Origin of the sequence: Flagellatimonas centrodinii (assembly GCF_016918765.2) — a bacterium.
GTDB lineage: Bacteria > Pseudomonadota > Gammaproteobacteria > Nevskiales > Nevskiaceae > Polycyclovorans > Polycyclovorans centrodinii.
Genome location: NZ_CP092104.1, coordinates 519,410 through 544,426, shown reverse-complemented (window position 1 = coordinate 544,426; position 25,017 = coordinate 519,410). Strand labels below are relative to the sequence as shown.

The following is a 25,017-nucleotide window of genomic DNA, read 5'->3' as shown; positions in this document are numbered from 1 at the left end:
ACCCCCGCGTGCGGGGGTTTTTTTGTGGGGGCTCATCCGCGTCCCGAGGCGGTGCGCAATACCGCCAGATAGCCATCGGCCGCCGCCACCCCATGGCGTGTCCGCATATGCCGATGCAGGGCGGGCAGGCGGAACCAGGGCACGGCCGCGAGCAGATGGTGCTCCAGGTGGAAGTTGACGTTGAACGGCGCCACCGTCATCCGAGCCAACCAGCCGGCGCGGGTGGTGCGGGTATTGCGCAGGGGATCGCTGCTGCGCGCCATGCAGGCATGCTCGGCGATCGAACGAAGGCGGATGAACAGGCTGAAAGTGGTCAGGTACGCCACACCCCAGGCGGCGTAGAGCCAGGCATGGCCGATCAGCGCCAGCACGGCGAACATCAGCGCATTGGTGAGTACCACGCCGGCCATGTTGCGTGCGCCTTCTGCCGCGTAGTCGGCCCAACGGCGGCCGGCCGATGGGCGCGGCGTCACCTTGGCGGCCACGGTGTACTCGAAAACGCCGATATCGATCAGCACCTGGGCCGCGATCCGGCGAACGCCGGTGACACCGGTGAGATCTCGCAGCACCTTCTTCCAGAGACTGCGGCGGGTCGTCGGGAAGGGCGCCACCAGGCTGAGGTCGGGGTCGCCCTCGGTGCCGGTGTGTGCGTGGTGTCGCATGTGATGAATCCGGTAGCGCGGCACATCGTTCCAGATCCACCGTGCCGCCAGCCAATCGCCGGCCCAGTCGTTGAGACCACGATGGCGGAACAGGGTGCGATGGGCCGCTTCGTGGCCGAGGATGGCCAGCGCCAGTTGCCGCCCGCCGAGCACGCCCACCACCAGCAGGAAGGTCAGCGGGTTGGGCCAGTACGCCAACGCCGCAAAGGACAGTGCAATCACGCTCCAGGTGCTGAGCAGCGCCCAGGCGCCCATCAGGTTCGAACGCGCGGTGAAGCGCCGGATTTCGTCGGTGCTGAGGAAGCTGCGTGCCCTGGAAGGGTTCCGCTGCAGCGTGGGGGTATGAGCGGTCATGTCGTGAGCTCTCGCTGTTGTTCGATCCAGTGGCGCCAGATCAGCTGACCGGTACGGTCGAAGCGGTGAACGCTGGCGACGAAAGCCTGCCGCGCCTCGATATCAACCATCGGTGCCGGCAGGCGCGGGTCGAAGACCACCTGACGGATACCGCGGCTACCGAGCAGGAATGCTTCGCGGGCCGCCACGTCGGTCTCCAGGCGGGGGGCGCGCTTCAGCCAGGCCTCGAGTTCGGCGCGCAGGCTGCGATAGGTGCGATTGAGCGCCTTGCCGTCCCAGAGGGCGCGGATCCGTCGCTCATCGGTGGGGTCGAAGTCGGTGGCCGTGCACAGTATGGCTTCGGCTGGAAGCCCGAGCGCGCGCAGACGTCGGCGCAGTGACGGCAGATCCTCGGCCAGGTTGTCAGGTCGCAGGTGCAGGTCCGACGCCTGGCTGCGGAAGCCCAGCAGATCCAGCGCCCGCTGACGGCGCCGCAGCGCGCTGCGATTACCCCGGCCGAGGCCACCGGTATGGACCAGCAGGTAGTGGCCTTCGCGCCAGGCGCGGGTGCGCTGCTCAGCGGTGCGCCAGGTGGCAACGTCATCGGCCAGTTCGTGGCCCTTGGCACTGAGTTGATACCAGCCGCGATCGGTGCTGTCGATCAGTCCGTCGGCCGACAGCCGCGCCAAAGCCACCCGCACGCTGCTCTCGCGGGCGCCGAACAGACCGCTGGCGGCAATGGCGTCGCGCGCCGCCAACGGACGGCCTTCAGCCGCGAGCAGCAGGTCCAGAATCAAGCGACGGGGCGTGGGGTTCATTGCGGTGGTGAGCAACAAAGTTCATTGCAATAAACATTACATTGAAGGTATAAAATACGTCAAATCATGTAATGAGAAACGCCGATGACATCCGCTGATGCTGCGCTGGTCCAGATCCAACGGGCGCCGTCCTACTGGGTGATTCGCCTCAATCGACCCGAGGCCCGAAACGCGGTCGATGGTGCGACCGCCGCAGCCTTGGTGCAGGCCTTCCGTGACTTCGAGGCGGACACTGACGCCGCCGTGGCGATCCTCACCGGGGCGGGCGATCACTTCTGCGCCGGTGCAGATCTCAAGGCCGTGGCCAGTGGCGATGCCGCGCGCCGCAATCGACTGGCCCCGGATGGCGACGGCCCCATGGGCCCGACCCGGTTGTCGCTGTCGAAGCCGGTGATCGCCGCCGTCAGTGGATATTGCGTTGCGGGAGGGCTGGAGCTGGCGGCCTGGTGTGACCTGCGAGTGGCCGACGAGACCGCCGTATTCGGCGTGTTCTGCCGGCGGTTCGGTGTGCCGCTGATTGATGGCGGCACCGTGCGGTTGCCGCGCCTGATCGGCATGAGTCGGGCGATGGACCTGATTCTCACCGGCCGCCCGGTGGGCGCTGACGAGGCCCTGCAGATGGGGCTGGCCAACCGGGTGGTGCCGGCCGGGCAGGCGCTGGCTGCGGCGGTGGCACTGGCCGGCGAGCTGGCCGGTTTCCCTCAGACCTGTCTGCGGGGGGACCGGCAAAGCGCCTATGAGCAATGGGGGCTGGATGAACCGGCCGCCATCGCCAACGAGTTCAGGCACGGCATGGCCACCCTGCAGTCGGGGGAGACCGTGGCGGGCGCCAGCCGCTTCCGCGATGGCATTGGCCGCCACGGCCGCTTTTCCGATCTCTCCGATGGAGCCTGACATGTCCGAATTGCAGACCATGACCTACGCGGTCACTGACCGTATCGCCCGCATCACCCTCAACCGCCCCGCGCGCGGCAATGGCATCACCATGGACCTGCCACGGGAGTTGGCCGCCTGCGTGGAGCGTGCCAACCTCGATCCCGCGGTGCACGTCATCGCGCTGGCGGGTAACGGCAGTGGTTTCTGCGGCGGCTACGATCTGGTCGACAGCGCCGAGTCGATGTCGGTGGGGGAAGCCGGCCCGCACCGGCCGGTCGGCTCGGTGCTGGACCCAGCGGTGCAGATGCGCAATCACGCGCCGGATGCGCAGTGGGACCCGATGACCGACTACGCCATGATGAGCCGGAACGTGAAGGGCTTCATGAGCCTGTTTCACAGCGAGAAGCCGGTGGTGTGCAAGGTGCATGGCTTCTGTGTCGCCGGCGGCACCGACATGGCCCTGTGTTCCGACCTGTTGGTGATCGCCGATGACGCCAAGATCGGCTACCCGCCGGCGCGGGTCTGGGGCTCACCCACCACCTCGCTGTGGTTCCATCGGATCGGCCTGGAAAAGGCGAAGCGGCTGCTGTTCACCGGCGATTGCCTCTCGGGTCGCGAGGCCCGGGAATGGGGCCTCGCCATCGAGTCGGCGCCCGCCGACCAGCTGGATGAACGCTTCGAGGTCCTGCTGGCACGTATCGCCCGCATGCCGGTGAACCAGCTGGTGATGATGAAGCTGCTGCTCAATCAGTCGGTGATGCAGCAGGGATTGCACACGACCCAGGTGCTGGGCACGGTGTTTGACGGGATCACCCGCCACACGCCAGAAGGCTATGCCTTCCAACAGCGCGCTGCCGAGGCCGGTTTCCGGCAGGCGGTGCGCGAGCGGGACGACCCCTTCGGCGACGTCGGCCTGTCGACCTTCAAAGGGTGACCGGGCGCTGGCCGGTCGACGGCAGGGCTTCCCGACGGCCCCCGGGCCTGCGTACCATCCGCGCATGGCCAAACGACCTCTCGGTACCCTGCGCATCATCGGCGGCACCCATCGCTCGCGTCAGATCGAGTTTGATGCGGCGGCCGGTGTGCGGCCGACGCCGGACCGGGTTCGGCAAACCTTGTTCGACTGGCTTGCGCCGGTCATCCACGGCGCCCGTTGTCTCGACCTGTTCGCCGGATCGGGCGCGCTGGGGCTGGAGGCGGTGTCGCGGGGTGCGGCGCATGTCACATTCGTGGAAACGGGGAGCCGGCAGGCGGCCATGATCCGCGATGCCTGTCGGCTGCTGAAGGCCGACAATACCGACGTCACCACCATGGATGCGCTCTACTTCATCGAGCAGACCTGGCATCGCTATCACGTGGTCTTCATCGATCCGCCCTACGGCGGCGACACGCTCGAACGTGCCCTGATCGACCTGCCCAAGTGTCTGGCGCCCGGGGCACGGGTGTATCTGGAATGGCCGGCAGGGGCGCCGCCGGCATTGCCCCCCGGTCTCACCCTTCACCGCGAGAAAAAGGCTGGAAAGGTATGCTTCGCCCTCGCCATTTTTGACGACGCCGGAGTCCCAACCGCATGAAAATCGTCGCCGCCTATTCGGGCACCTTTGATCCGATCACCCTCGGGCACAACGACATCATGCACCGCGCCGCGCGCATGTTCCCCAAGTTGGTGATCGCCGTCGGCCTCAACCCGGCGAAGAATCCGCGGTTCAATCTGGAGGAGCGGGTGGCCCTGATCGAGGCTTGCGTTGCCGATCTCCCCAATGTCGTGGTCAAGGGCTTCACCGGACTGGTGGTCGACTTCGCGCGTGACAACAACGTCAACGTGCTGGTGCGCGGTGTCCGCACGGTCGGCGATGTCGACTACGAAAAGCAGATGGCGGTGATGAATCGCGATCTCTACCCGCAGCTCGATACCGTGATGCTGGCGCCCAGCCCCGAGTATGCGCACCTGTCGTCCAGCCTGGTGCGGGAATTGGCGGGTCTCGGCGCGCCAGTGGAAAAGCTGGTGCCAAAGCCGGTGATCAAGCCGCTGCTGGAGCGTTTCGGCCGCGAGGCCAAGGCTGCGCCGGTCCGACGCACGCGACGACGGTAGACTGCAGGGCCATGGCCCTCAAGATCACCCACGCGTGTATCAATTGCGACGTCTGCGAGCCCGTGTGCCCGAACCAGGCGATCTATCAGGGCCTGGAGATCTACGAAATCGATCCTGCACTGTGCACTGAATGCGTGGGGCACTTCGAGGCCCCGCAGTGCCAGCAGGTATGTCCGGTGGACTGCATTCCGCTGGACCCCGACCACGCGGAAACGCGGGAACAATTGCAGGCCAAGTACGAGGGCCTGGTGAGTGTGCTGGGGCCCCGATGATCAAGCGTGTCAGAGTTGTGTCGTGTCTCGCCCTGTGGGCGTTGTTGCCCCCGTTGGCAGGGGCGGGTGAGGCGGCCTGCGCCACCGCGCATCCGGAGGCCACGGCAGCCTGCATCGAGATCCTCGAGGTGGGCGGCAATGCGGTGGATGCCGCCGTAGCGGCCTCGGCGGCGCTGGCGGTGGTGGAACCCACGGGGTCGGGATTGGGCGGTGGCGGATTCTGGCTGGTCCACCGCACCGCCGAGAACCACAACCTGTTTGTCGACGGCCGCGAAACCGCGCCGCTGGCGGCGCGACCCGAGCAATATCTCGATGCCGATGGCACACCGCTGCCGGAACGGTCGCTCACCGGTGCCCTGGCGGCCGGCATCCCCGGCGAACCGGCCGCGCTGGTGCATCTGGCCGAACGCTATGGTCGGCTACCGCTGGCGCGTAGTCTGGCACCTTCGGTGCGGTTGGCCGCCGCCGGTTTCGTGGTCGACGCCGATCTGGCCGAGGCCTTCGAGACCCACTGGCCGCGCTTTTCGGAGGGCGCCAAGGCGACCTTCGCCATCGACGGCCGCGCGCCGCGGAAGGGTGAGCGACTGCTGCAACCCGACCTTGCCAGGCTGCTGACGGCGCTGGGGGTCGAGGGTCACGATGCCTTCTACAGCGGTCCTTTCGCGCAGCGCCTGGTGGAGGGTGTCCGCGCCGCCGGCGGTCATTGGCAGATGGCCGACCTGCGGCACTACGCCGTCCGCGAGCGCGTGCCCCTGGAGTTCCATTTCCGCGATGCCCGTGTCGTCAGCAGCCCGCCGCCGTCGGCGGGCGGGATCGCGCTGGCGCAGATCTTCGGGCAGCTCGAAGCGCTGGGGGTTGCATTGCCGCTGGACGACGCCGGACGCCACCTGCTGGTGGAATCGATGCGGCGCGCCTACCGTGATCGTGCTGCCTGGTTGGGGGACCCGGATCAGGTGTTCGTGCCGCAACAGCAGCTCACGGCGCACGTCACGACCCGGCGCATGGCTGCAGGGATCAACCGTGACAGGGCGACACCGAGCGCGGACTTGGAACCGGCAGTGCCGAGTCCGGAAGGTAACAACACCACCCACCTGTCGGTGCTCGATGCCGAAGGCAACCGGGTGGCGGCGACCCTCTCGATCAACATTCCGTTCGGTGCCGCGATGGTGGTCCCCGGCACCGGCATCCTGCTCAACGATGAGCTCGACGATTTCGCGATGAGCACGACCGCCAGCAATGTCTACGGATTGATCGGGTCGCGTCCCAACCTGATCGCGCCGGGCAAGCGCCCGCTATCGTCGATGACCCCCACTTTCGTCGAGTCGCCGCGCGGTCTGCTGATTCTGGGGACCCCCGGCGGCAGCCGCATCATCACCATGGTGGCGCTGGGTATTCTTGAATGGCTGGGGGGGGGCGACGTCGAAGCCGTGGTGTCGGCCGGGCGCTTTCATCACCAGTATCTGCCGGATGTCGTGCAGGTGGAGCCGCAGGGGCTCGATGCAGCGCAACAGGAGGCACTCACGGCACGCGGACACGCGCTCAAGCCCGTCGGCCGTCGCTATGGCGACATGCAGGCGGTATCCGTGGATGCCGCCGGAGTGCGCGCGGCATCCGACCCGCGCGGTATCGGCCTGGCACAGGTGTTGCAAGTTCCCTAGACAGCGGCTTGCAGCCCCCGGCAGGGGCTGTCAGGCTCGGACCACGCCCAGAAGAAGGTCGTCAACGAATGGCGCTCCGCAACCAGATTCAACTGATTGCCTATCCCAACCGTATCGGGTCCAACCTGCGCGATCTGCACAGCGCGATGACCGGGTACTTCCGCAAGGCCATTGGCGGTGTGCATATCCTGCCGCTGTACCCATCGAATGCCGATGGCGGCTTTTCACCGCTGACGCATACCGAGGTCGACCCGGCGTTCGGCGGCTGGGCGGACGTCGAGCGCATTTCCGCTGAGTTCGATCTCTGCCTCGACCTCACCATCAATCACATTTCCGATGCGTCGGAGGAGTTCCAGGACTTCCTTCGGCTCGGCTACAAGAGCGAGCATGCCGACCTCTTCGTGCATGTTGACCAGATGGGTGAGATCACGCCCGACGACATGGCGAAGATCCACATCCGCAAGGAGAAGGAGCCGTTCCGCGAGGTGCGGTTCGCCGATGGCAGCACCGGGCGCGTGTGGTGCACCTTCACCGAGAAGCAGATCGACCTCAACTACAACAACCAGAGCGCCTATGCGCTGATGGAACATTACATCCGCTTCCTCGCCGGCAAGGGCGTGAAGCTGTTCCGTCTGGATGCCTTCGGCTATACCACCAAGAAGATCGGCACCAGCTGTTTTCTGGTGGAGCCCGATGTGTACGAGATTCTCGACTGGGCCAACGGCATCGCTGCCGAGTGTGGTGCCGAGATCCTGCCGGAAGTGCACGATCACTCGAGCTACCAGTACGCCATCGCCCAGCGCGACATGCGACCCTACGCGTTCGCGCTGCCGCCGTTGGTGCTGTATTCGCTGCTGGACGCCAACAGCGTCTTTCTCAAGCACTGGCTGCGTACCTGTCCGCGCCAGCAGATCACCGTGCTCGACACCCATGACGGCATCTGCATTCCCGATGTTGAAGGGGTTCTGCCTCCGGAGAAAATCCAGGCATTGGTCGACAATGTGAGCACCCGCTCGGCAGACCCCATCCTGCGCCGATCGGCAGCCAACGTTCACAGCGTTGGCGCGATCTATCAGCTCACCTGCACCTACTACGACGCACTGCGCGGTAATGACGACGCCTACATCGCCGCGCGTGCCATTCAGTTCTTCACCCCCGGCATCCCGCAGGTTTATTACGTGGGGTTATTGGCCCTGTCCAACGATATCGAACTGATGGACGAGACGGGCGAATTGCGTGACATCAATCGGCACTGGCTGAGCCTGGAGGATGTCGATGACGCTGTGAAGAAGCCGGTGGTCCGGCGGCTGCTCAAATTGATGGAGTTTCGCAATCAGTATCCGGCCTTCAATGGCCGCTTCGAGTTGCACTACTCCAACGATTCCAGCATCAAGATGGGCTGGCGCAGTGGCGAGTGGGTGTGTGAGTTGTTTGTCGACCTCAATTTCAAGAAGACGACCATCCGTCATGTCGATCAGCGCTCGAAGCGCATGGTGTCGGTGACCTGCTGATCATCGCGGCGGACGCGCCAGCAGGCGTCGTAGCGGCTCGCGGGTGATGGCCTGGGGGCGGCGGGTGAGGCCGCCGAAATCGTCAGTGGTAATCATTGCGGCAATGCGGTCGAGATTGTCCTGTATGGCTGCACGGTAGCGGTCCGGGCCGCAGAAGTGCTGCTCGAAGTAACGGTGGACCGAGCCGAATGCGCCATCCAGGCGCTCCTCCCACAGTCGGCGGTTGAAGTCGATCGAGCTGCGCAGCAGTGACCACACCGAGTCGTATACCGGCGCCGGACCTTCGCGGCGGGCAGGTCCCGCCAACCCGCATTGTTCGAACTCCGGGTACAGATAGTCGCGGCATTTCTCCAGATAGCAGCGGTCTGCGGTCTGTGCCAGGAGATCGGCGGTGCCGACGATATGCCCCATCAGGCGGTGCTGAGGATCCGCGACATCGATGGCGTCCAGCGCAATCTCGTAGCCGGTGAAGTGGACAATGCGCGCCGCCAGGTCGGCCTCTTCAGCGAAGCCCAGTTGTGGCAGCAGAGTGCGCAGGAAGTCGGCGCTGCGGCTGACGTGGGTCAGGGTGTACTCGGCGCCATTACGTGCCGGATCCTCATTTCGTCGCACATAGCCGGCGTCGTGGAATAGCGCCACGATAACGGTCAGCAGGGCCTGCCGCGGCTGCAGCTGTTGTGCCACGGGTGCACCGCGACGATGGCCATCGAGCAGTCGGGCGCAGGCCAGCCCACAGTCCAGGGAGTGCTGCGCGTCGTGATAGCGGGTATCACAGCCTGCGTGTCCCGGAAGCGTTCCGGCGTACAGTGCGGAAAACCAGCGAAAGGCATCGGCCAGCGGTTGCAGGTCGAGGGCCGGATCGTAGGCCCGCAGTAGAGGCGAAATGGCCTGCTGTACGGCGCGCGGATCGGCAATGTGCACCGCGTTCGTGACGTCGTAATGATTCCGCCGCGCCGCATTGCTCATGCTGTTTCCCTCGCTGCCGGTTCGCTCATGATGCGGACCGGGGTCGACACGGATGTGCGCCGGTTCACGTCCGGCTCATCGCAACCCGATCCATACCGGCGCGTGGTCGGATGGGCGCTCCAGTGTGCGCGGGGTGCGGTCCACCGCCCAGTGCGCGAGGCGGCTGCGAACCGCTGCGCTGACCAGCAGGTGATCGATGCGCAGGCCGAGATCGCGGCGGAATGCCGCCTGGCGGTAGTCCCACCAGCTGAAGCGCCCCTCGCGCGTGGGGGCATGGTCGAAGGCGTCGGCCAGCCCGAGTTCCAGCAAGCCCGACAATGCGGCCCGCTCCGGCTCGGAACAGAGGATGTTGCCTTCCCATTGCTGGGGGTCGTGCGTGTCGTCGGGGGTCGGCGCGATGTTGAAGTCACCCATGACCACGACGTGCTCATGAGCCGAGATCTCGACCGCCAACATCTGTCGGAAGGCGTCGAGAAACCGAAGCTTGTAGGCGTATTTTTCGGAACCGACTGCCTGGCCGTTGACCACATAGGCGTTGATGATGCGAATGCCGCCGACGGTGCCGGCGATTACCCGACGCTGCGCATCGTCGAAGCCCGGGATGTCGCGGGCGACATCCTCGATGTCACCGCGGGCCAGCAGCGCGACGCCGTTGTAGGTTTTCTGCCCATTGGCCACCGCCCGGTAGCCGGCTTCAGCCAGCGCCTCGAACGGGAACTGCTCGTCGGTGCACTTGAGCTCCTGCAGTCCGACGATGTCGGGCTGGGCCTCGGTGAGCCAATCGAGCAGATGGGGCAATCGCACCCGAAGGCTGTTGACGTTCCAGGTGGCGATTTTCATCGGGGTCAAGTGGTGGGTTTGATCTTGTCGAGCAGCGGGGTGATCAGGTCCATCGGCAGCGGGAAGACAATCGTAGAGTTCTTCTCGCCGGCGATGTCGATCAGCGTTTGCAGATAGCGTAACTGGATGGCCTGCGGCTGTCGCGCCAGAATTTCCGCCGCCTGCTGCAACTTCTCCGAGGCCTGCATTTCACCCTCGGCGTGGATCACCTTGGCGCGCCGGGTCCGCTCGGCCTCGGCTTGACGCGCCATGGCCCGGATCATCGACTCCTGCAGGTCGACATGCTTGATCTCGACGTTGGTGATTTTTACGCCCCAGGGATCGGTGTGTTCGTCGAGAATCTGCTGAATATCGCGGTTGAGTTGCTCGCGGCCAGTGAGCATGTCATCGAGTTCGTGCTGTCCAAGCACGGATCGCAGGGTGGTCTGCGCGACCTGACTGATGGCTTCGATGTAGTGCTCGACCTGGAGGATGGCCTTCGATGCGTCGACGACACGGAAGTACACCACCGCGTTGACGTTGACCGACACATTGTCGCGGGAAATGACGTCTTGCGGCGGGACATCCATCACCACGGTACGCAGGTCGACCCGCTGAATCTGCTGCAGTACCGGGATGACGATGATCAGTCCGGGGCCCTTGGTCCCGGTATAGCGGCCGAGCGTTAGCACGACACCCCGTTCGTACTCCTTGAGAATCTTGATGGCCGAGACAAGGATCGCAAAGACGATCACGATCACAGGCAGCAGGGCGGTGAACATGGCAGTTCTCCTAGGCGGGTGGTTTTGAGGTGACTGTGAGGACCAGGCCATCACGGTGAACGACGCGGGCGGTATCGCCGGGCTGCAGCGGATCGTCGCTGCGGATATGCCAGCGCTCGCCGTCCAGTTGGCCCCAGCCGTCGCCGTCGACAAACGACAGCACGCGGACCTCGCGCTCGCGGATCAGCGCCTGCCCGGTGGTCGGTCGGGCCCGGCGCGAGCGCCACAACAGGTACAGCGTACCGGCCATCAGCAGCGCAGCGCCGGCGGCGATACCGCCGATCAGCAGCGGATCGATGCCGTACCCGGGCACCTCGGTATCCATCAGCAGCAGCGAGCCGAACACGAAGGCGGCGATGCCGCCGAAGCCGAGCACACCGAAGCTGGGGGCCAGCATCTCGGCAACCATCAGCACCAGCCCGAGCGCAATCAGTCCCAGTCCGGCGTAGTTCACCGGCAGTATCTGGAATGCGAACAACGCCAGCAGCAGGCTGATCGCGCCGAGCACTCCTGGTAGCAGCGCTCCGGGGTTGTAGCCTTCCAGCAGCAGGCCGTAGATGCCCACCAGCATGAGTACGTAGGCGACGGTGGGGTTGGTGATGACCGCCAGCAAGCGATCACGCCAGTCCGGGGCCATTTCCACCACCGGGAGGGCATCGGTATCAAGTTGTCGTGGGTGCTCGCCCACGGTGATCTCGTGGCCGTCAAGGCGCCGCAGCAGCGCGCCGACATCGGTCGCCAGAAGATCAATGACGCCTGCCTCCAGTGCCGCGGTTGCGCTGAGACTGGCGCCCTCGCGCACCGCGCGCTCGGCCCAGTCGGCGTTACGGCCGCGCAGCGCTGCCAGACTGCGGATGTAGGCAACCGCGTCGTTGACGATCTTTCGGTTCATCGCGTCCTCGGGCGCGGCAGCGTCCGGGGGGTCGTCAGCGCCCGGGTCGGCCGGCAAGGGCAGGCTGCCCCCCACCGGCACTGGCGTGGCAGCGCCGAGATTGGTGCCCGGGGCCATTGCGGCGACATGACTGGCGTAGAGCAGATAGGTCCCGGCGCTGGCTGCGCGTGCGCCGCCTGGGGCGACCAGGGTGACCACTGGCTGCGGTGCGTCGAGGATGCCCTTGATCATTTCACGCATCGCGCTGTCCAGCCCACCGGGGGTGTCGAGGCGGATGATCACCAGCGGCGCCTGATCTTCTGCCGCCCGCTTCAGGCCGCGCAACAGGTACCCACTGGTGGCTGGCCCGATGGGGCCGGAGACGGACAACAACAAGGCCGGCTCCGCTGCCCTTGCGGGGGCGGCGTTGCCCACGGCGGCGACCGCCAGCAGCAGTGCGGCCGCCAGTGTCAGAGCGGAGGCTCGGCGCATGGCAACAGTCTACCCCCCTCACCTCGCACGCGAAAACGACGCACCCCCTGACGGGACACGCGGGCTCGGAGGCCCGACTCAGGCAGCCTCGATCAGCCCCTCGTGTCGGAGGAGGGCATCAAGGTCAGGCTTGCGGCCACGAAACGCCACGAACAGATCCATCGCCGGTGCTGATCCGCCCTGCGACAGGATGGCATCGCGGAAGCGGTGTCCGGTGTCGACGGCGAACTCACTTTCCTCGAACGCGGCGAAGGCGTCGGATGACAGCACCTCGGCCCACTTGTAGCTGTAGTACCCCGCTGCGTATCCGCCGGCGAAGATGTGGCTGAAGCTCCAGGGCATGCGATTGAAGGCCGGCGCCTTCATCACCGCCACCGTCTCGCGGACCGCGGCCAGCCGGGCCAGCAGGGCCGTCGTCGTGATGGGAGGCGGGTTGGCGTGCAATTGCAGGTCGAACAGCGAGAACTCGATCTGACGCAGGGTCGCCATGCCACTTTGCCAGGTGCGGGAGGCGCGCAGGGTGTCAATCATCGCCGCCGGCAACGGTTCGCCGGTTTGCCAGTGGCGGGCAAAACCCTGCAGGGTGGGCGCGTGGTAGCACCAGTTTTCCATGAACTGGCTGGGCAGCTCGACCGCATCCCACTCCACACCGTGAATGCCCGAGACGCCGGCATCATCAACCCGCGTCAACAGGTGATGCAGGCCATGCCCGAATTCGTGGAACAGGGTCAGCACCTCATCGTGGGTCAGCAGGGCCGGCTGCCCGGGTGGTGGGGGTGTGAAGTTACAGACCAGATAAGCGACCGGAAGCTGCAGTTGTCCCTCCAGGCGCTGGCGGGTGAGGCACTCGTCCATCCAGGCCCCGCCGCGTTTGTGTTCGCGGGCGTAGGGGTCGAGGTAGAACAGGCCGATGGTGTCGCCGTCCGGCTGTGCCACGCGGTAGACGGTGACGTCGGGATGCCAGACCGCAACCTCGTCCATCACCTCGATGCGCACGTCGTACAGGGATTCAACGCGATCAAACATGCCGCGGATCACCTGCGGTGCGGGGAAATAAGGCTTCAGCGCTTCATCGGACAGGCCGAGGGAAGCGTCGCGATAGCGTTCGCTCCAGTAGGCCAGGTCCCATGGCGCAAGCGCCTCCGGGCCGCCCTGGGCACGGGCAAAGGCGGTGAGGTCGGCCAGCTCCTGCTCGGCGCGCGGGCGGGCACGGCGCGCCAGGTCGCGCAGGAAGGTTTCGACCGCCTCGGTGGACTCGGCCATCTTTGACGCCAGCGACAGCGCGGCGAAATGGGGGAACCCGAGCAGGGCGGCCTCCTCCTGACGCAGGGCCAGAATTTCCATCATCAGGGCGCCGTTGTCGAAGCGGCCGGCAAGCGGCCCCTGGTCGGAGGCGCGGGTGACATAGGCGGTGTAGAGCGCCTCGCGCAGATCGCGGTCATGGACATGCGTCACAACGGCATCGAAAGACGGAAAGTCGAGCGTCAGCCAGGCCCCCGCCAGTTGCCGATCAGCCGCCTTGGCTTCAGCGGCAGCGCGCGCGGTGGCGCTCATTCCGTCGAGCCGGGACAGATCGTCCACGTGCAGGCCGAATGCCTGTATGGCGTCCATCAGCTGTTCCTCGAACCGCGATTGCAGTTCCGACAGGCGCATCGAGATCGCCTTGAAGCGGGCTTTTTCGGCGTCGGGCAGGCCGACGCCGGAATGCGCGAAGTCGCGTAGCGTGTCGGTCACCACTTTCTGTCGGGCTGCCGACTGTTGGCTGAAGTCGGGCGCGGCCGCGAGGGCCTGATAGGCCCGGTACAGCGGCGCTGACTGCGACAACTCCAGGCTGTACTCGGTCAGCTTGGGCAGGCCAGCGTTGTACGCCTGACGCCATTCCGGTGTGCTGTTGACGCCGAACAGGTGGCTGATTGGCCCCCAGGCGCGCGACAACCGGTCATTCATCGCATCCAGCGGTGCCACCAACTGATCCCAGCCGGGTGCCTCCAGGGCCTCCAGGGTCTTGAGGCGGTCGCGGTTGTCCGCCAACACCGCATCCAGGGTAGTCAACGCTGCCTCCGGCGTGAGACCGGCGAAATCGGGAAGCGGCAGGCGGGAATCGGCGGGCAGGGTCATCGGCGGCTGGTGAGAGAACGGGACACCATGATCCCGCAACCAGCCCGACCCTGCACTCAGAGCAGACCGCGCGCCTCCAGGGCGGTGCCCAGAAGGGCGCAAGCGGCAATGGTCAGCAGCAACCAGAACGCGGCCCAGCGGCGGGTCCGTGAGGTCAGCGCCGCCTCCGACAGTGTCGACAGCACGAACGGACGGCGGTCCGATGGTCGGCACAACACATGGAGATCGGGGGCGACCGCCTGCTCGACATGTCGTTGTCGCACCGCGGCCAACGCTGCCCGACGGGCGGCCTCCCATTCGTCAAGGTCGATCTGCCCGTCGCCGTCAGCATCGAAACGGTGGAGCAGGTCGCGCTGGTCGCGCTTCCAGTCGGCCAGCAGGTCGCGGACATCATCGTTTTCACTGAAGGACTGGATCCCGTTCTGAGTGCGGAACAGGCCGGTGCCATAGATCGGATCGCCGATGCGGATCAACCGCTCGGAGTAGCGATAGTCGCCGAACGACAGCCAGGGCGAATGTTCCGGTATCTGCGAAGGCGTTCGACCGTGTCCCCGCCAGCGGCGACGCAGGCTCGGATGCACGGTGGCGGCGTGTGGATCGACCACACAGTCGCCGCTGGGATCGGTGAGGAGAAACAACTCGTCCGAGGTGGCGCGGGCGATGGTCCGCCATTCGCTGCGGCTACGGCCATTACGAATGGTCCGTGTCTTCTTCTCCACCCGGTAGTCCCACCACACGCAGCGGGCGGCCGTGAGAGGCGACACGATCGGAGGGCCCGGCAACAGGCCGGCGTGCCCCTTGAGTTCGACATAGCCCTGCGAGGCACTCGCCACGCGCGAGGTGGGCAGGTCCTGCATCATGCGGGCATGGCGTAGCCGGCCGAAACCCAGCACCGCCCCAAGCAGCACCAGCCCTGTGACGACCGCGATCACCATCCAGAAGTGTGCCGGCGATGCTGCCGCCAGCTCGGCCTGCAGGGTCGAGAGCATGTGCGCGGCCGCGGCGATCAGCTGTTGAACAGGGCCTTGAAGTTGGGGTCCTGCAGCTCGTCGGCGGTGAACTCCAGCAGCTCTGCGGGACGGAATGCGAGCAGCCGGGCAATGACAATGTCCGGGAACTGCTCGATCCGGACATTGTTGTTGTTGACACTCTCGTTGTAGAACTCGCGGCGGTCGGAGATGGCATTCTCCAGGGCGGTCACGCGTGACAGCAGCGTCTGGATCGACTGGTTGGCCTTGAGTTCCGGGTAAGCCTCGACCGTGGCCTGGATGCTGCCCAGCGCCGCGCGCATCATGCCCTCACTCTTGCCGACACCGACAACGTCGCCTTTCTGCCGCGCCACATGGGCACCGGTGCGGGCGGCCATCACCCGTTCCAGCGCCTCGCGCTCGAATTGCATGTACTGTTTGCAGGTCTCGACCAGCTTCGGCAGCTCTTCGTGCCGCTGTCGCAGCAGGACGTCGATGTTGCTCCAGCTTTTCGATACGTTGTGCTTGAGGTTGACCAGCCCGTTGTAGATCACGATGCCGTACAGCAACGCGATGCCAGCGATCCCCAGCAGGATGTAGGTCAGCATCCGTTCAGCTCCTGTCCCTAGGTTGTTGTGACCCAAGCATGCGGTAATTGGCAGGCCCGCGCTACCATACGCCGTGACACTTTTCGTACGTTCGAGGACCTGCGCCGTGCATCGTCTGTTGGTTGCCTGCTGTTCCGCGATGCTCCTGGCCGCCTGCGCCGGGACCACCGTGCTCAATACCCTGACGCCGGATCGCGGCTATACCGTCGCGACCAACCAGCCCTTCGACCCGGAGAACGGGCTGCGGCTCGACATTTACACACCCGACGGCGCCGAGGGCGCCCCAGTGGTGGTGTTCTTCTATGGCGGCCGTTGGAGCGAGGGCAGCAAGGACGACTACAAATTCGTCGGGCAGGCGCTTGCCTCTCGCGGCTTCGTCGCGGTGCTGGCGGACTATCGCCTTTATCCCTCGGTCCGTTTCCCGGCCTTCGTCGAAGACGGCGCCAAGGCGGTGGCCTGGGCCCGGCAGCGCATCGATGGATTCGGTGGCGACCCCCGGAAGATGTTCGTCATGGGGCACTCGGCGGGCGCCCATATCGCCGCTATGCTGGCCCTGAACCCGACCTACCTCGAAGCGGCCGGAACCTCGCGTGACCAGCTCAAGGGGATGGTCGGTCTGGCAGGCCCCTACGACTTTCTGCCGATCACCGCACCGGATCTGCGCGACCTGTTCGGCCCGCCGGAGACCTTCCAGAAATCCCAGCCGATCTTCTTTGCCGACGGCCGCAACCCGCCCTTGCTGCTGGTGCATGGCGAGGACGACGAAGCGGTGTGGGTGAAGAACACCCGCAATCTCGCCAAGGCGGTGGCCCAGGCCGGGGGCGCCGTGGAAACGGTGATCTACCCGGAAATGAGCCACCGGTTCATCGTCGCGACCCTGGCGGCGCCACTACGCGGGCAGTCGGATGTCCTCGACACCATCGCCGAGTTCATCAAGCGGCGCGCGCAGGATGCCCCGCGCAGCAACGAGCCGGAGATCCAGACCACGCCCATCCTGCTGCCGTGATTCGCAGCTTCGAGGCGAAGCGGCCGCGCCTGTCTGCAGGTGCTTGGGTGGACGCGTCGGCGCAGGTCATCGGCGATGTCGTGTTGGGCGCCGACTGCAGTGTCTGGCCGCTGGTGACGATTCGGGGTGATGTCAACGCCATTCGGATCGGTGCCCGCAGCAATGTGCAGGACAACAGCTGTCTGCATGTCACGCACGATGGCCCTTACAGCCCGGGCGGTGTGGCCCTGGAGATTGGTGATGAGGTCACCATCGGTCACGGAGTTATCCTGCACGCCTGTAGGGTGGGGGATCGCTGCCTGATCGGGATGGGCGCCATCGTGATGGACCGCGCGGTACTCGAGGACGAGGTTCTGCTTGCCGCCGGCAGCATGGTGCCGCCGGGCAAGCAACTCCGCGGCGGCTGGCTGCATCGAGGCAGTCCGGCGCGTCCGGTGCGTCCGCTTGATGATGCCGAGCGCGCGCAACTGCGTTACTCGGCCCTGCATTATGTCCGCCTCAAGCAACGGCATGAGGCGCAATTAACTGTTTCAGAAGAGATGTCCGGATGACGCATAAACTTGTGCTGCTTCGCCACGGCCAGAGCCAGTGGAACCTTGAAAACCGCTTTACCGGCTGGGTCGATGTCGACATCACCGAGCAGGGCGCCCGCGAGGCGAACACCGCCGGTCGGCTGATGCGCGACGAAGGTTTGATCTTCGACGTCGCCCATACCTCGGTACTCAAGCGCGCCATCCGCACCTGTTGGACCGCGTTGGACGCCATGGACCAGCTGTGGGTGCCGATGCTCAAGTCCTGGCGCCTGAATGAGCGTCACTACGGTGCACTGCAGGGCCTCGACAAGGCTGAAACCACCGCCAAGCATGGCGAGGCTCAGGTCAAGATCTGGCGGCGCTCCTACGACGTGCCGCCGCCGGCGATGGATGCCGCCGATCCCGGACATCCGGTCCATGACCGACGCTATGCCGGGCTCGATCCGGCCGCGTTGCCGGGTACCGAATCACTGGCTACCACCCTGGTGCGGGTACTGCCTTATTGGCACGACCAGGTGGCTCCCGACCTCAAGGCCGGCAAGACCGTGCTGGTGACCGCCCACGGAAACTCGTTGCGGGCCCTCTACAAGTATCTCAACGGGGTGTCGGAGTCGGAGATCCTGGAACTCAACATCCCCACCGGCATCCCGTTGTTGTTTGAACTGGACGAATCGCTGCGGGTTCGGGAGTTCCGCTATCTGGGGGATCCCGAGGCGGCCAAGCGGGCCGCCGAAGCGGTTGCCAACCAGGCCAAGGCGACCTAGGCGCGAGGGGTAATGGCTGACGCGTCGGAGGTGACAGTCGGCATTCCAGTGGGCTACCGTGGCAAATAGAGGCAGGGGCGGTCGTCCCAAAGCCCACGATTCACTGGAGGAGAAGTGACCATGGCACGACATCGTTCACCGGTCTGGGCGGGTGCACTCGGGCTGCTGCTGGCGGCCAGCCTCAGCGCCTGCAACAGCAACAACAACGGTGGTGATGGGCAGCCCAGCCCAACCCCCACCGCCACGCCGACCCCGACGCCAACCGCCACGCCGACCCCGACGCCAAGCGGGACGCCAACGCCGTCCCCGACTGTGACGCCGACGCCGACCGTGACGCCCACGCCCACGCCCTCGGTGACCCCAACACCGACGCCGACGCCGACGCCACCACCCGGTGAGGTCGCCAATCCGCTGGCGCCGATTCTGGATGCCATCGCGGCGGCCTGCACCGAGGACCCCCTCGTCGAGGGCGATCCGACTCCGCTGTCCGCGTGTCTGGCGACCGGGCTCGCTGCCTTCTGCGATGCCGCACCGGACGAAACGCCGGTATGCGACGACGAGGGCTTCGCCGTTCCGTCTACGCCTGAGGACCTGTTGGCCCTCCTCGAACCGGTGACCGAGCAGATCGCCGAGTTCTGCACCGCGGAATCGCCGATTGGCGAAGATCCGACGCAATTGACCAACTGTCTCGCGACAGGCCTGGCCGCCTTCTGCGACGCACCTGGGGCTGATCAGTTGCCAATCTGCGCCGAGGGGGGCTTCACACCGCCCACAAGTCCGGAAGAGGTGCTGGCGCTGTTGGCGCCGATCACCGATGCCATCGCGATGTTCTGCACGGCCGACCCGCTGATCGAAGCCGACCCCACCGATCTGACCGCCTGCCTCGCCACCGGTCTTGCTGAATTCTGCGGTGCCCCCGGGGCCGACCAGCTGCCCATCTGCGAGGATGGCGCCATCACGCCGCCCGACCCGGATGACGTTCTCGCGTTGCTGGCGCCGTTGACCGATGCACTCGCTATGTTCTGCACCGCCGACCCGCTGATTGCCGAAGATCCGACCGGTCTGACCGCGTGCCTGGCGACGGTACTGACACAGGTCTGCGCGGTTCCGGGTATCGATGCCCTGCCGATCTGTGGCGAGGGCGGTATCACCCCGCCGACCGGTCCCGAGGACATTCTCGGCCTGCTGGCGCCAGTGACCGAAGCCATCGGCACCTTCTGCACCGCCGATCCGTTGATTGCCGAGGACCCGACCGGCCTGACGGCCTGTCTGGCGACCGGGCTGGCGCAGTTTTGCGCAGCCCCCGGTGCCGACCAGTTGCCGATCTGCGACGAAGGCGGCATCACCCCGCCGACCGGTCCCGAAGATATTCTCGGCTTGCTGGCGCCGGTGACCGAAGCCATCGGCACCTTCTGCACCGCCGATCCGCTGATTGCCGAGGACCCGACCGGCCTGACGGCCTGTCTGGCGACCGGGCTGGCGCAGTTTTGCGCAGCCCCCGGTGCCGACCAGTTGCCGATCTGCGACGAAGGCGGCATCACCCCGCCGACCGGTCCCGAGGACATTCTCGGCCTGCTGGCGCCGGTGACCGAAGCCATCGGTACCTTCTGCACCGCCGATCCGCTGATTGCCGAGGACCCGACCGGCCTGACGGCCTGTCTGGCGACCGGGCTGGCGCAGTTTTGCAGCGCCCCCGGTGCCGATCAGTTGCCGATCTGCGACGAGGGCGGCATCACCCCGCCGACCGGTCCCGAGGACATTCTCGACCTGCTGGCGCCGGTGACCGAAGCCATCGGTACCTTCTGCACCGCCGATCCGTTGATTGCCGAGGACCCGACCGGCCTGACGGCCTGTCTGGCGACCGGACTGGCGCAGTTTTGCAGCGCCCCCGGTGCCGACCAGTTGCCGATCTGCGACGAAGGCGGCATCACCCCGCCGACCGGTCCCGAGGATATTCTCGGCCTGCTGGCGCCGGTGACCGAAGCCATCGGCACCTTCTGCACGGCCGATCCGCTGATCGAGGGAGACCCCACCGGATTGTCATCCTGTCTGGCGACCGGACTGGCGCAGTTCTGCAGCGCCCCCGGTGCCGATGCGTTGCCGGTTTGCGGCGAGGGTGGTGGCCTGCCGACTGGGCCTGAAGACCTGCTGGGCCTGTTCACGCCGGTCACCGATGCTATCGCGATGTTCTGTACCGCCGACCCGTTGATTGAAGGGGATTCCACCGGCTTGTCGTCCTGTCTGGCGACGGGTCTGGACGCCTTCTGCGATGCGCCGGGGGCCGGGCAGTTGCCGATCTGTGGCGAGGGCGGCATCACCCCGCCGACCGACGCCGATGGGTTGTTGGCCCTGTTCGAGCCGGTGACCGGCGCGATCGGCGAGTTCTGCCAAAGCGATGCCGGCATTGTTGACCCCGCATTGCTCAGTGACTGCATCAGCACCGGGCTCGCTGGGTTCTGCGCTACGCCGGGCGTCGATGGCCTGCCGATCTGCACTGACGGCGGCGGTTTGCCGGAACCGGATGCAGGCGCGCTCACCGATGCACTCTGCGCAGTGCCGGGCGCCGGCCTGTTATTGCCGATCTGCACCACCCCCTGATCCTGGCTGACCCCCGGACTGAGACACCGCCCGCGTACGCGGGCGGTGTTGGTTACGGTCAGCGCAGCCGCGGATACCCGGTCAGGGCGCCCGTCGCGCTGATCAGGCCGTGCTCCTGTAGATATCGCTGCGCATCGTCGCTGTCGTGGGTGAACCAGGCTTCGGCGCTTCCCAGGATGAAATGGTAGCCCCAGGCATCCATGTCCTGAAACAGGCGGGCGCGGGAGTAACCCGGGAGCGTGTCGGCCAGCAATGCCTGCAGATAGCAGACAGCGTTTTCCTCGGTGTCGCTGCCGCAGGCATCGGTATCGACGGTGGCGCGCCGGGCCGGATCCATGCAGCGCCAGTGGCCGAGCTCATGCAGCATCGAGTGGACCGGCGTGTCTCCCCGCACGTGCAGGCCGTTGCCGATCAATCCCGCTTCCGGATCGCCCCAGTAGCTGCCGGGAATCGACGCGTTGTCGTCCACCCAATGCAGCGTCAGGCCCAGTGAGGCCACGAACTGTCGCAGGTCAGCCGGGTCCAGCGCGGCGCAGGGAACGACGGAGGGCATGATTTCCTAATGTAGGTTGGCGGCGTGTGGGCTAGCCTGCTGAAAACTGACAACTAATTCAGATCAACGGGGAGTACACACGGATGGCGTATTTTAGGCAATGTGCCCGAGGGCTCGGGGTCGTCGCGATATGGGGATTGGCGGCCTGCGGCAGCAGTGATCCGGTGCACGGCGATCTGGGTGCGCCGCCGGCAACCCCGGGTGATGGTGCCACCACCGGCAACGTGTTCCTGAGCGCAATGCCGCCGGGTGCCAACGGGAATGCGGCGGGGGGTATCGGAGCGCCCGCCGGCATTCCGGCCGAGGCGACGCAGTATCCCGATCACTACGCCGACCAGCTGCAGATGTACGGCAACCTCGCATATGCCCGGTCGCCGCTGCGGCGGGGCGATTGCACGCCTCCAGCGTCGCTGGCCGAGCATCAGGCGATGTCGGATCTCGCCTGTAACTACTTCAAGGCTGCCCCCATCGAGCTCTCCGCAGAGCAGGCGGTGAGCAGTGAGACGCTGACGGCGCCGGATGGCGCCAGCGTGACCATCCGCCGCGACGGCTGGGGCGTCCCGTACATCGATGGCGCCACCCGCGATGCTGCGCAGTTCGGGCTCGGTTATGCCGCTGCGGCAGACCGGTTGTGGCTGTTCGACGTCCTGCGTTTCGCCGGCCGCGGGCGGGCATCCGAGTACCTGGGTCCTTCCGCCACCACCTACGACCTGGATCTTGAGTTCGGCTCGGCCTCGGCCTACAGCGAGGCTGAAATTTCGCAGGTGCTGGCGTCGGCGGTGGAGAAAGTCGGCGAGCCCTATGGATCCCGGTTCCTGGCGGACACCGAAATGTTCGTGGCTGGCATGAACGCCTTCATCGATTCGCTGACCGGCGCAAACGCCGCCCAGATTCCGCCCGAGTACCTGACGCTGGGGCTGTCTGTCGGTATCGATCTGCCGAAATTTCCGCCGGCACCGTTCACCGCCAACGACATCGTTGCCAACGCCATCCTGATCCAGTCGGCACTGGGCCTGGGGGGTGGCGCTGAAGCGTCGAATGTCCGTCTGCTGCAGGCCCTGGACCCGGCCATCGGTGGCGGCACGACGACGCTGCCGACGGCAGCCTGCGAGACCTGGCGCGATTTGCGGCACGCCAGTGCGGCTGATAGCTACCACACGGCCACCGATACTTTCGATACCCAGAGTGGCTTCTTCAGCGAAAGTTGTCCGTTGACGCTGCCAGACGGGGTGGCGCTGTGGGACGCGGGTAGCTTTCGTGGGCAACCCCTGGTCGGCACGGAGGGCGCCGGGCTGCTCGCGCCGCCCGACCTGCCCGGAATGGCGACCGACCTTCAGCGGATTCTCGGCGGACTGTTGCCCGGCAATGCACTGCAGACCGCGAACGCGGTGCAGGTGCCGCTGCGTCCGACCGCGGGCAAGACCCTGATGGCGCTCCAGCAGGACCCCGGCAGCAGCCTGCGAAGCCTGTTGGAGCAGCTGGGGGTGCCAAGCACCACCTCCAACTGGGTGGCCGTCAATGCTGACGAAACCGAGAGCGGCCACCCCATCCTCGTGGGGGGGCCGCAGACCGGCTACTTCAACCCACAGCTGCTGTGGGAGGCGGCCGTGATCTCCCGCGAAGGCACCCCGAATGACCTCGCCGCCCGCGGTGTCACGACGGTGAACCTGCCCTATATCGTGATTGGTCGCGGGCTCGACTTCGCGTGGACGCCGACTTCGGCCGGGTCGGACTTTACCGATACCCGCGTGTCGAAGATGTGCAACCTCGACGGGTCACCGCCGTCGCGAGACGATGGTGACGGCGACGGATTTCCAGATGCTGACGGTTATCTTTTTCGCGGCGAATGCCGGCAGTTCTACACGCGCGTCGATCGCTGGACGGCGACGCCGACGGTCGCCAGTATCGCCCTCGGTGGTGGGGTGACCCCGGAGACGGTCTCGCGCTACGTGATTCGCACCCACTACGGCCCCGTGTTCGCCACCGCGACCGTCAATGGCGAGCCTGTAGCGGTCTCCACTCAGCGATCAACCTTTCTGGCCGATGTCGATACCGCCATTCCGTTCGGCATTCTCACCACGCAGGGTGTCGATATGGATCACACCCGTTACAAGAAGCTGTTCAACAGCATGACGGCCACGTTCAATTGGTTGTACGCCGACCAGGACGATATTGCCTATATCCAGTCCGGCCTCTATCCGCAGCGTCACCCCCAGCACATGCCGGAGCTGCCAGTTTGGGGTGACGGTCGGTTTGAATGGCAGAACGACGAGAACCCGCCGGTTGATTTCTTCACGGCATTCGGCGGGGATGGCAACAGCGGGGCGGTCAGCTGGCCGTCGCGCAACCGACCGGTGGCACAGGATGCGCTGGGTTACTTCGAATGGCCGGGGTACCTGTCGTTGGCCGACCACATCCAGGACACCAATCCGCCCAGTGGCTTTCTTGCCAACTGGAACAACTCCGGCGCCTTTGGCTGGGACGCGGCTGACGGCAACGGATCCTATGGGCCGACCCACCGTGTTGTGAACCTGTCCAAACGGCTGCAGGCGTTTCGCGACAGTGGGCGCAAGCACGATCTCGCCAGCATGATCGAAATCGTCGGCGATGCCGCGTACACCGATACCCGGGGGCTGGACGTGCTGCCCCTGCTATTGCGGGTGCTGGCCAGCGAGGCGATGACGGATGCACAGCAGACCGTTGCGGCACTGATGCAGGACTGGCTGAATGACGGCTCGCAACAATGGATCGACGGCACCCCGGGGCTCGGCGCCCTGCGGCGAGACCGTGACATGGATGGGATCTACGATCACCGGGCGGCTGTCGTGCTGATGGATGCCTGGTACCAACGCATGCTGCCGCGGGTCACGGCGCAACTGGACGCGCTGGAGAGCGCCGGTGGCACGGCGTTGCAAGGGCGGCTGAATGCACCGGGTGCCACCGGCTCGGCATTTCAGAGCGGCTGGTTCCAGCACATGAAGCGGATGTTCGGGATGGCGCTCGGCGATGATGTGCCCCAGTACCGCCGGCTTCGCTGTGCCGGCAGTGGCGATCTTGCGGCCTGCCGCGCGGCGGTTGTCGAGGCACTGGATCTGGCGATCGCCGATCTTGGTGGCCTTCAAGCGATGGCCAGCTGGGATGGCACTGCGCTTTACGGTGGCGATACGGTGGAGGTGCACGACGCTGTCGTACACACCAATTTCGGCTTTCTGCCCATCGCGCCGATTCACTGGATCAATCGACCCACCTTCCATCAGGCGGCCGAGATCCAGCGCGAGCGCACGGACTGAAGGTGCGCCCCCGGCACAGCCTCGAGCTGGCTGTGCCGGGGGCATCAATGCCTCAGGGTGTGATGACGCGCAGCTGCTCCACGTCGATTTCCGGGTCACGCAGGCGACGGCTGTCGATCTCGCCAATCAGTTCGACCCGGGTGGTTTCGCTGACCTGCACCTGCGGGAAGTCGTCGTCATCGATTTCGACATCGATTTCGCCGCTGCCATCGCTGAAGCGATAGGTTTCCTCGTCGATCTGGCGGATCAGCCGACCTTGCAGGCGGACCGACTGGTCGTCGTGTCCATCGCTGAGGACCACGCCGACGGTCTCAAGCGTCGGGTGGGCGTTGGGGCCGGCGTACTGCGCCTGTGCCAGCGGTGCGGCAAGCAGGGTGGCGGCGGTCACGGCGATGAGATTCTTGCGGTTCATGAAAAACTCCAATAA

General features: G+C 65.9%; 23 protein-coding genes. 12 read left to right on the top strand and 11 right to left on the bottom strand.

The window, feature by feature from the left end; translation table 11 throughout:
- Window positions 1-32: 32 nt before the first annotated feature.
- Window positions 33-1,016, bottom strand: a complete 984-nt coding sequence (locus JN531_RS02630) for a fatty acid desaturase family protein (RefSeq protein ID WP_228347302.1) — start codon at window positions 1,014-1,016, stop codon at window positions 33-35.
- The gene (locus JN531_RS02625) at window positions 1,013-1,813 is read right to left on the bottom strand and encodes a PaaX family transcriptional regulator C-terminal domain-containing protein (protein ID WP_228347301.1); all 801 of its coding nucleotides are present in this window, start codon (window positions 1,811-1,813) and stop codon (window positions 1,013-1,015) included. Before JN531_RS02625 ends, JN531_RS02630 begins: the two co-directional genes overlap by 4 nt.
- Before the next feature lie 84 nt (window positions 1,814-1,897).
- On the opposite strand from JN531_RS02625, the gene JN531_RS02620 reads away from it, so the two are divergent.
- The 7 genes from JN531_RS02620 to gtfA all read left to right on the top strand — a co-directional run bounded on the left by JN531_RS02620 (window position 1,898) and on the right by gtfA (window position 8,222).
- Window positions 1,898-2,707, top strand: a complete 810-nt coding sequence (locus JN531_RS02620; protein ID WP_228347300.1) for a crotonase/enoyl-CoA hydratase family protein — start codon at window positions 1,898-1,900, stop codon at window positions 2,705-2,707.
- Window positions 2,697-3,623, top strand: a complete 927-nt coding sequence (locus JN531_RS02615) for a crotonase/enoyl-CoA hydratase family protein (RefSeq protein ID WP_228347299.1) — start codon at window positions 2,697-2,699, stop codon at window positions 3,621-3,623. Before JN531_RS02620 ends, JN531_RS02615 begins: the two co-directional genes overlap by 11 nt.
- A gap of 64 nt (window positions 3,624-3,687) precedes the next feature.
- Complete coding sequence (gene rsmD, locus JN531_RS02610; protein WP_228347298.1) at window positions 3,688-4,263, top strand: 16S rRNA (guanine(966)-N(2))-methyltransferase RsmD; 576 nt, start codon at window positions 3,688-3,690, stop codon at window positions 4,261-4,263.
- Entirely contained in the window at window positions 4,260-4,781 is a 522-nt protein-coding gene (gene coaD / locus JN531_RS02605; RefSeq protein ID WP_228347297.1) for a pantetheine-phosphate adenylyltransferase, read from the top strand. Before rsmD ends, coaD begins: the two co-directional genes overlap by 4 nt.
- A gap of 11 nt (window positions 4,782-4,792) precedes the next feature.
- Window positions 4,793-5,053 (top strand): YfhL family 4Fe-4S dicluster ferredoxin, encoded by a 261-nt coding sequence (locus JN531_RS02600; RefSeq protein ID WP_228347296.1) that lies wholly within the window; start codon window positions 4,793-4,795, stop codon window positions 5,051-5,053.
- Entirely contained in the window at window positions 5,050-6,711 is a 1,662-nt protein-coding gene (gene ggt, locus JN531_RS02595) for a gamma-glutamyltransferase (protein WP_228347295.1), read from the top strand. Before JN531_RS02600 ends, ggt begins: the two co-directional genes overlap by 4 nt.
- A 68-nt stretch (window positions 6,712-6,779) precedes the next feature.
- Complete coding sequence (gtfA, locus tag JN531_RS02590; RefSeq protein WP_228347294.1) at window positions 6,780-8,222, top strand: sucrose phosphorylase; 1,443 nt, start codon at window positions 6,780-6,782, stop codon at window positions 8,220-8,222.
- Here the strand turns inward: gtfA and JN531_RS02585 are convergent, their stop codons facing one another.
- The 7 genes from JN531_RS02585 to JN531_RS02555 all read right to left on the bottom strand — a co-directional run bounded on the left by JN531_RS02585 (window position 8,223) and on the right by JN531_RS02555 (window position 15,846).
- Complete coding sequence (locus JN531_RS02585; RefSeq protein WP_228347293.1) at window positions 8,223-9,188, bottom strand: HD domain-containing protein; 966 nt, start codon at window positions 9,186-9,188, stop codon at window positions 8,223-8,225.
- A gap of 75 nt (window positions 9,189-9,263) precedes the next feature.
- Window positions 9,264-10,028, bottom strand: a complete 765-nt coding sequence (xth, locus tag JN531_RS02580; RefSeq protein WP_228347292.1) for an exodeoxyribonuclease III — start codon at window positions 10,026-10,028, stop codon at window positions 9,264-9,266.
- Between the two features lie 5 nt (window positions 10,029-10,033).
- Window positions 10,034-10,789 carry a slipin family protein gene (locus tag JN531_RS02575; protein WP_228347291.1) on the bottom strand — a complete coding sequence of 252 codons (756 nt, stop codon included), beginning with the start codon at window positions 10,787-10,789 and terminating at the stop codon, window positions 10,034-10,036.
- Between the two features lie 10 nt (window positions 10,790-10,799).
- Window positions 10,800-12,152 carry an NfeD family protein gene (locus tag JN531_RS02570; protein WP_228347290.1) on the bottom strand — a complete coding sequence of 451 codons (1,353 nt, stop codon included), beginning with the start codon at window positions 12,150-12,152 and terminating at the stop codon, window positions 10,800-10,802.
- Between the two features lie 78 nt (window positions 12,153-12,230).
- Entirely contained in the window at window positions 12,231-14,270 is a 2,040-nt protein-coding gene (locus JN531_RS02565) for a M3 family metallopeptidase (protein ID WP_228347289.1), read from the bottom strand.
- A 56-nt stretch (window positions 14,271-14,326) separates the two neighbouring features.
- A complete protein-coding gene (locus JN531_RS02560; protein WP_228347288.1) occupies window positions 14,327-15,259 on the bottom strand; it encodes an E3 ubiquitin ligase family protein in 933 nt (310 codons plus the stop codon).
- Between the two features lie 17 nt (window positions 15,260-15,276).
- On the bottom strand, window positions 15,277-15,846 hold the full coding sequence (locus JN531_RS02555; RefSeq protein WP_228347287.1) for a LemA family protein: 570 nt from the start codon (window positions 15,844-15,846) through the stop codon (window positions 15,277-15,279).
- Window positions 15,847-15,952: 106 nt separating this feature from the next.
- Between JN531_RS02555 and JN531_RS02550 the strand changes: the two genes are divergently transcribed.
- The 4 genes from JN531_RS02550 to JN531_RS02535 all read left to right on the top strand — a co-directional run bounded on the left by JN531_RS02550 (window position 15,953) and on the right by JN531_RS02535 (window position 20,747).
- On the top strand, window positions 15,953-16,852 hold the full coding sequence (locus tag JN531_RS02550) for an alpha/beta hydrolase (RefSeq protein WP_228347286.1): 900 nt from the start codon (window positions 15,953-15,955) through the stop codon (window positions 16,850-16,852).
- A 47-nt stretch (window positions 16,853-16,899) separates the two neighbouring features.
- The gene (locus tag JN531_RS02545; protein ID WP_239795339.1) at window positions 16,900-17,403 is read left to right on the top strand and encodes a gamma carbonic anhydrase family protein; all 504 of its coding nucleotides are present in this window, start codon (window positions 16,900-16,902) and stop codon (window positions 17,401-17,403) included.
- Window positions 17,400-18,149 (top strand): 2,3-diphosphoglycerate-dependent phosphoglycerate mutase, encoded by a 750-nt coding sequence (gene gpmA, locus JN531_RS02540; protein WP_228347284.1) that lies wholly within the window; start codon window positions 17,400-17,402, stop codon window positions 18,147-18,149. Before JN531_RS02545 ends, gpmA begins: the two co-directional genes overlap by 4 nt.
- 120 nt (window positions 18,150-18,269) lie before the next feature.
- The gene (locus JN531_RS02535; RefSeq protein WP_228347283.1) at window positions 18,270-20,747 is read left to right on the top strand and encodes a hypothetical protein; all 2,478 of its coding nucleotides are present in this window, start codon (window positions 18,270-18,272) and stop codon (window positions 20,745-20,747) included.
- Window positions 20,748-20,805: 58 nt separating this feature from the next.
- Here the strand turns inward: JN531_RS02535 and JN531_RS02530 are convergent, their stop codons facing one another.
- Complete coding sequence (locus JN531_RS02530) at window positions 20,806-21,300, bottom strand: hypothetical protein (RefSeq protein ID WP_228347282.1); 495 nt, start codon at window positions 21,298-21,300, stop codon at window positions 20,806-20,808.
- 164 nt (window positions 21,301-21,464) lie between these two features.
- Between JN531_RS02530 and JN531_RS02525 the strand changes: the two genes are divergently transcribed.
- Window positions 21,465-24,590 (top strand): penicillin acylase family protein, encoded by a 3,126-nt coding sequence (locus tag JN531_RS02525; RefSeq protein WP_228347281.1) that lies wholly within the window; start codon window positions 21,465-21,467, stop codon window positions 24,588-24,590.
- Between the two features lie 52 nt (window positions 24,591-24,642).
- On the opposite strand, the gene JN531_RS02520 is transcribed toward JN531_RS02525, so the two are convergent.
- A complete protein-coding gene (locus JN531_RS02520) occupies window positions 24,643-25,002 on the bottom strand; it encodes a YgiW/YdeI family stress tolerance OB fold protein (RefSeq protein ID WP_228347280.1) in 360 nt (119 codons plus the stop codon).
- Between the last annotated feature and the right edge of the window lie 15 nt (window positions 25,003-25,017).

Excerpts from the sequence above, each read along its gene's own strand:
- JN531_RS02630 (WP_228347302.1), bottom strand. The coding sequence starts at position 1,016 with ATGACCGCTCATACCCCCACGCTGCAGCGGAACCCTTCCAGGGCACGC.
- coaD (WP_228347297.1), top strand. The coding sequence starts at position 4,260 with ATGAAAATCGTCGCCGCCTATTCGGGCACCTTTGATCCGATCACCCTC.
- JN531_RS02570 (WP_228347290.1), bottom strand. The coding sequence starts at position 12,152 with ATGCGCCGAGCCTCCGCTCTGACACTGGCGGCCGCACTGCTGCTGGCG.
- JN531_RS02600 (WP_228347296.1), top strand. The coding sequence starts at position 4,793 with ATGGCCCTCAAGATCACCCACGCGTGTATCAATTGCGACGTCTGCGAG.
- gtfA (WP_228347294.1), top strand. The coding sequence starts at position 6,780 with ATGGCGCTCCGCAACCAGATTCAACTGATTGCCTATCCCAACCGTATC.
- JN531_RS02560 (WP_228347288.1), bottom strand. The coding sequence starts at position 15,259 with ATGCTCTCGACCCTGCAGGCCGAGCTGGCGGCAGCATCGCCGGCACAC.
- JN531_RS02535 (WP_228347283.1), top strand. The coding sequence starts at position 18,270 with ATGGCACGACATCGTTCACCGGTCTGGGCGGGTGCACTCGGGCTGCTG.
- JN531_RS02520 (WP_228347280.1), bottom strand. The coding sequence starts at position 25,002 with ATGAACCGCAAGAATCTCATCGCCGTGACCGCCGCCACCCTGCTTGCC.
- JN531_RS02615 (WP_228347299.1), top strand. The coding sequence starts at position 2,697 with ATGGAGCCTGACATGTCCGAATTGCAGACCATGACCTACGCGGTCACT.
- JN531_RS02565 (WP_228347289.1), bottom strand. The coding sequence starts at position 14,270 with ATGACCCTGCCCGCCGATTCCCGCCTGCCGCTTCCCGATTTCGCCGGT.
- rsmD (WP_228347298.1), top strand. The coding sequence starts at position 3,688 with ATGGCCAAACGACCTCTCGGTACCCTGCGCATCATCGGCGGCACCCAT.
- JN531_RS02575 (WP_228347291.1), bottom strand. The coding sequence starts at position 10,789 with ATGTTCACCGCCCTGCTGCCTGTGATCGTGATCGTCTTTGCGATCCTT.
- JN531_RS02585 (WP_228347293.1), bottom strand. The coding sequence starts at position 9,188 with ATGAGCAATGCGGCGCGGCGGAATCATTACGACGTCACGAACGCGGTG.
- gpmA (WP_228347284.1), top strand. The coding sequence starts at position 17,400 with ATGACGCATAAACTTGTGCTGCTTCGCCACGGCCAGAGCCAGTGGAAC.
- JN531_RS02555 (WP_228347287.1), bottom strand. The coding sequence starts at position 15,846 with ATGCTGACCTACATCCTGCTGGGGATCGCTGGCATCGCGTTGCTGTAC.
- xth (WP_228347292.1), bottom strand. The coding sequence starts at position 10,028 with ATGAAAATCGCCACCTGGAACGTCAACAGCCTTCGGGTGCGATTGCCC.
- ggt (WP_228347295.1), top strand. The coding sequence starts at position 5,050 with ATGATCAAGCGTGTCAGAGTTGTGTCGTGTCTCGCCCTGTGGGCGTTG.
- JN531_RS02620 (WP_228347300.1), top strand. The coding sequence starts at position 1,898 with ATGACATCCGCTGATGCTGCGCTGGTCCAGATCCAACGGGCGCCGTCC.
- JN531_RS02530 (WP_228347282.1), bottom strand. The coding sequence starts at position 21,300 with ATGCCCTCCGTCGTTCCCTGCGCCGCGCTGGACCCGGCTGACCTGCGA.
- JN531_RS02625 (WP_228347301.1), bottom strand. The coding sequence starts at position 1,813 with ATGAACCCCACGCCCCGTCGCTTGATTCTGGACCTGCTGCTCGCGGCT.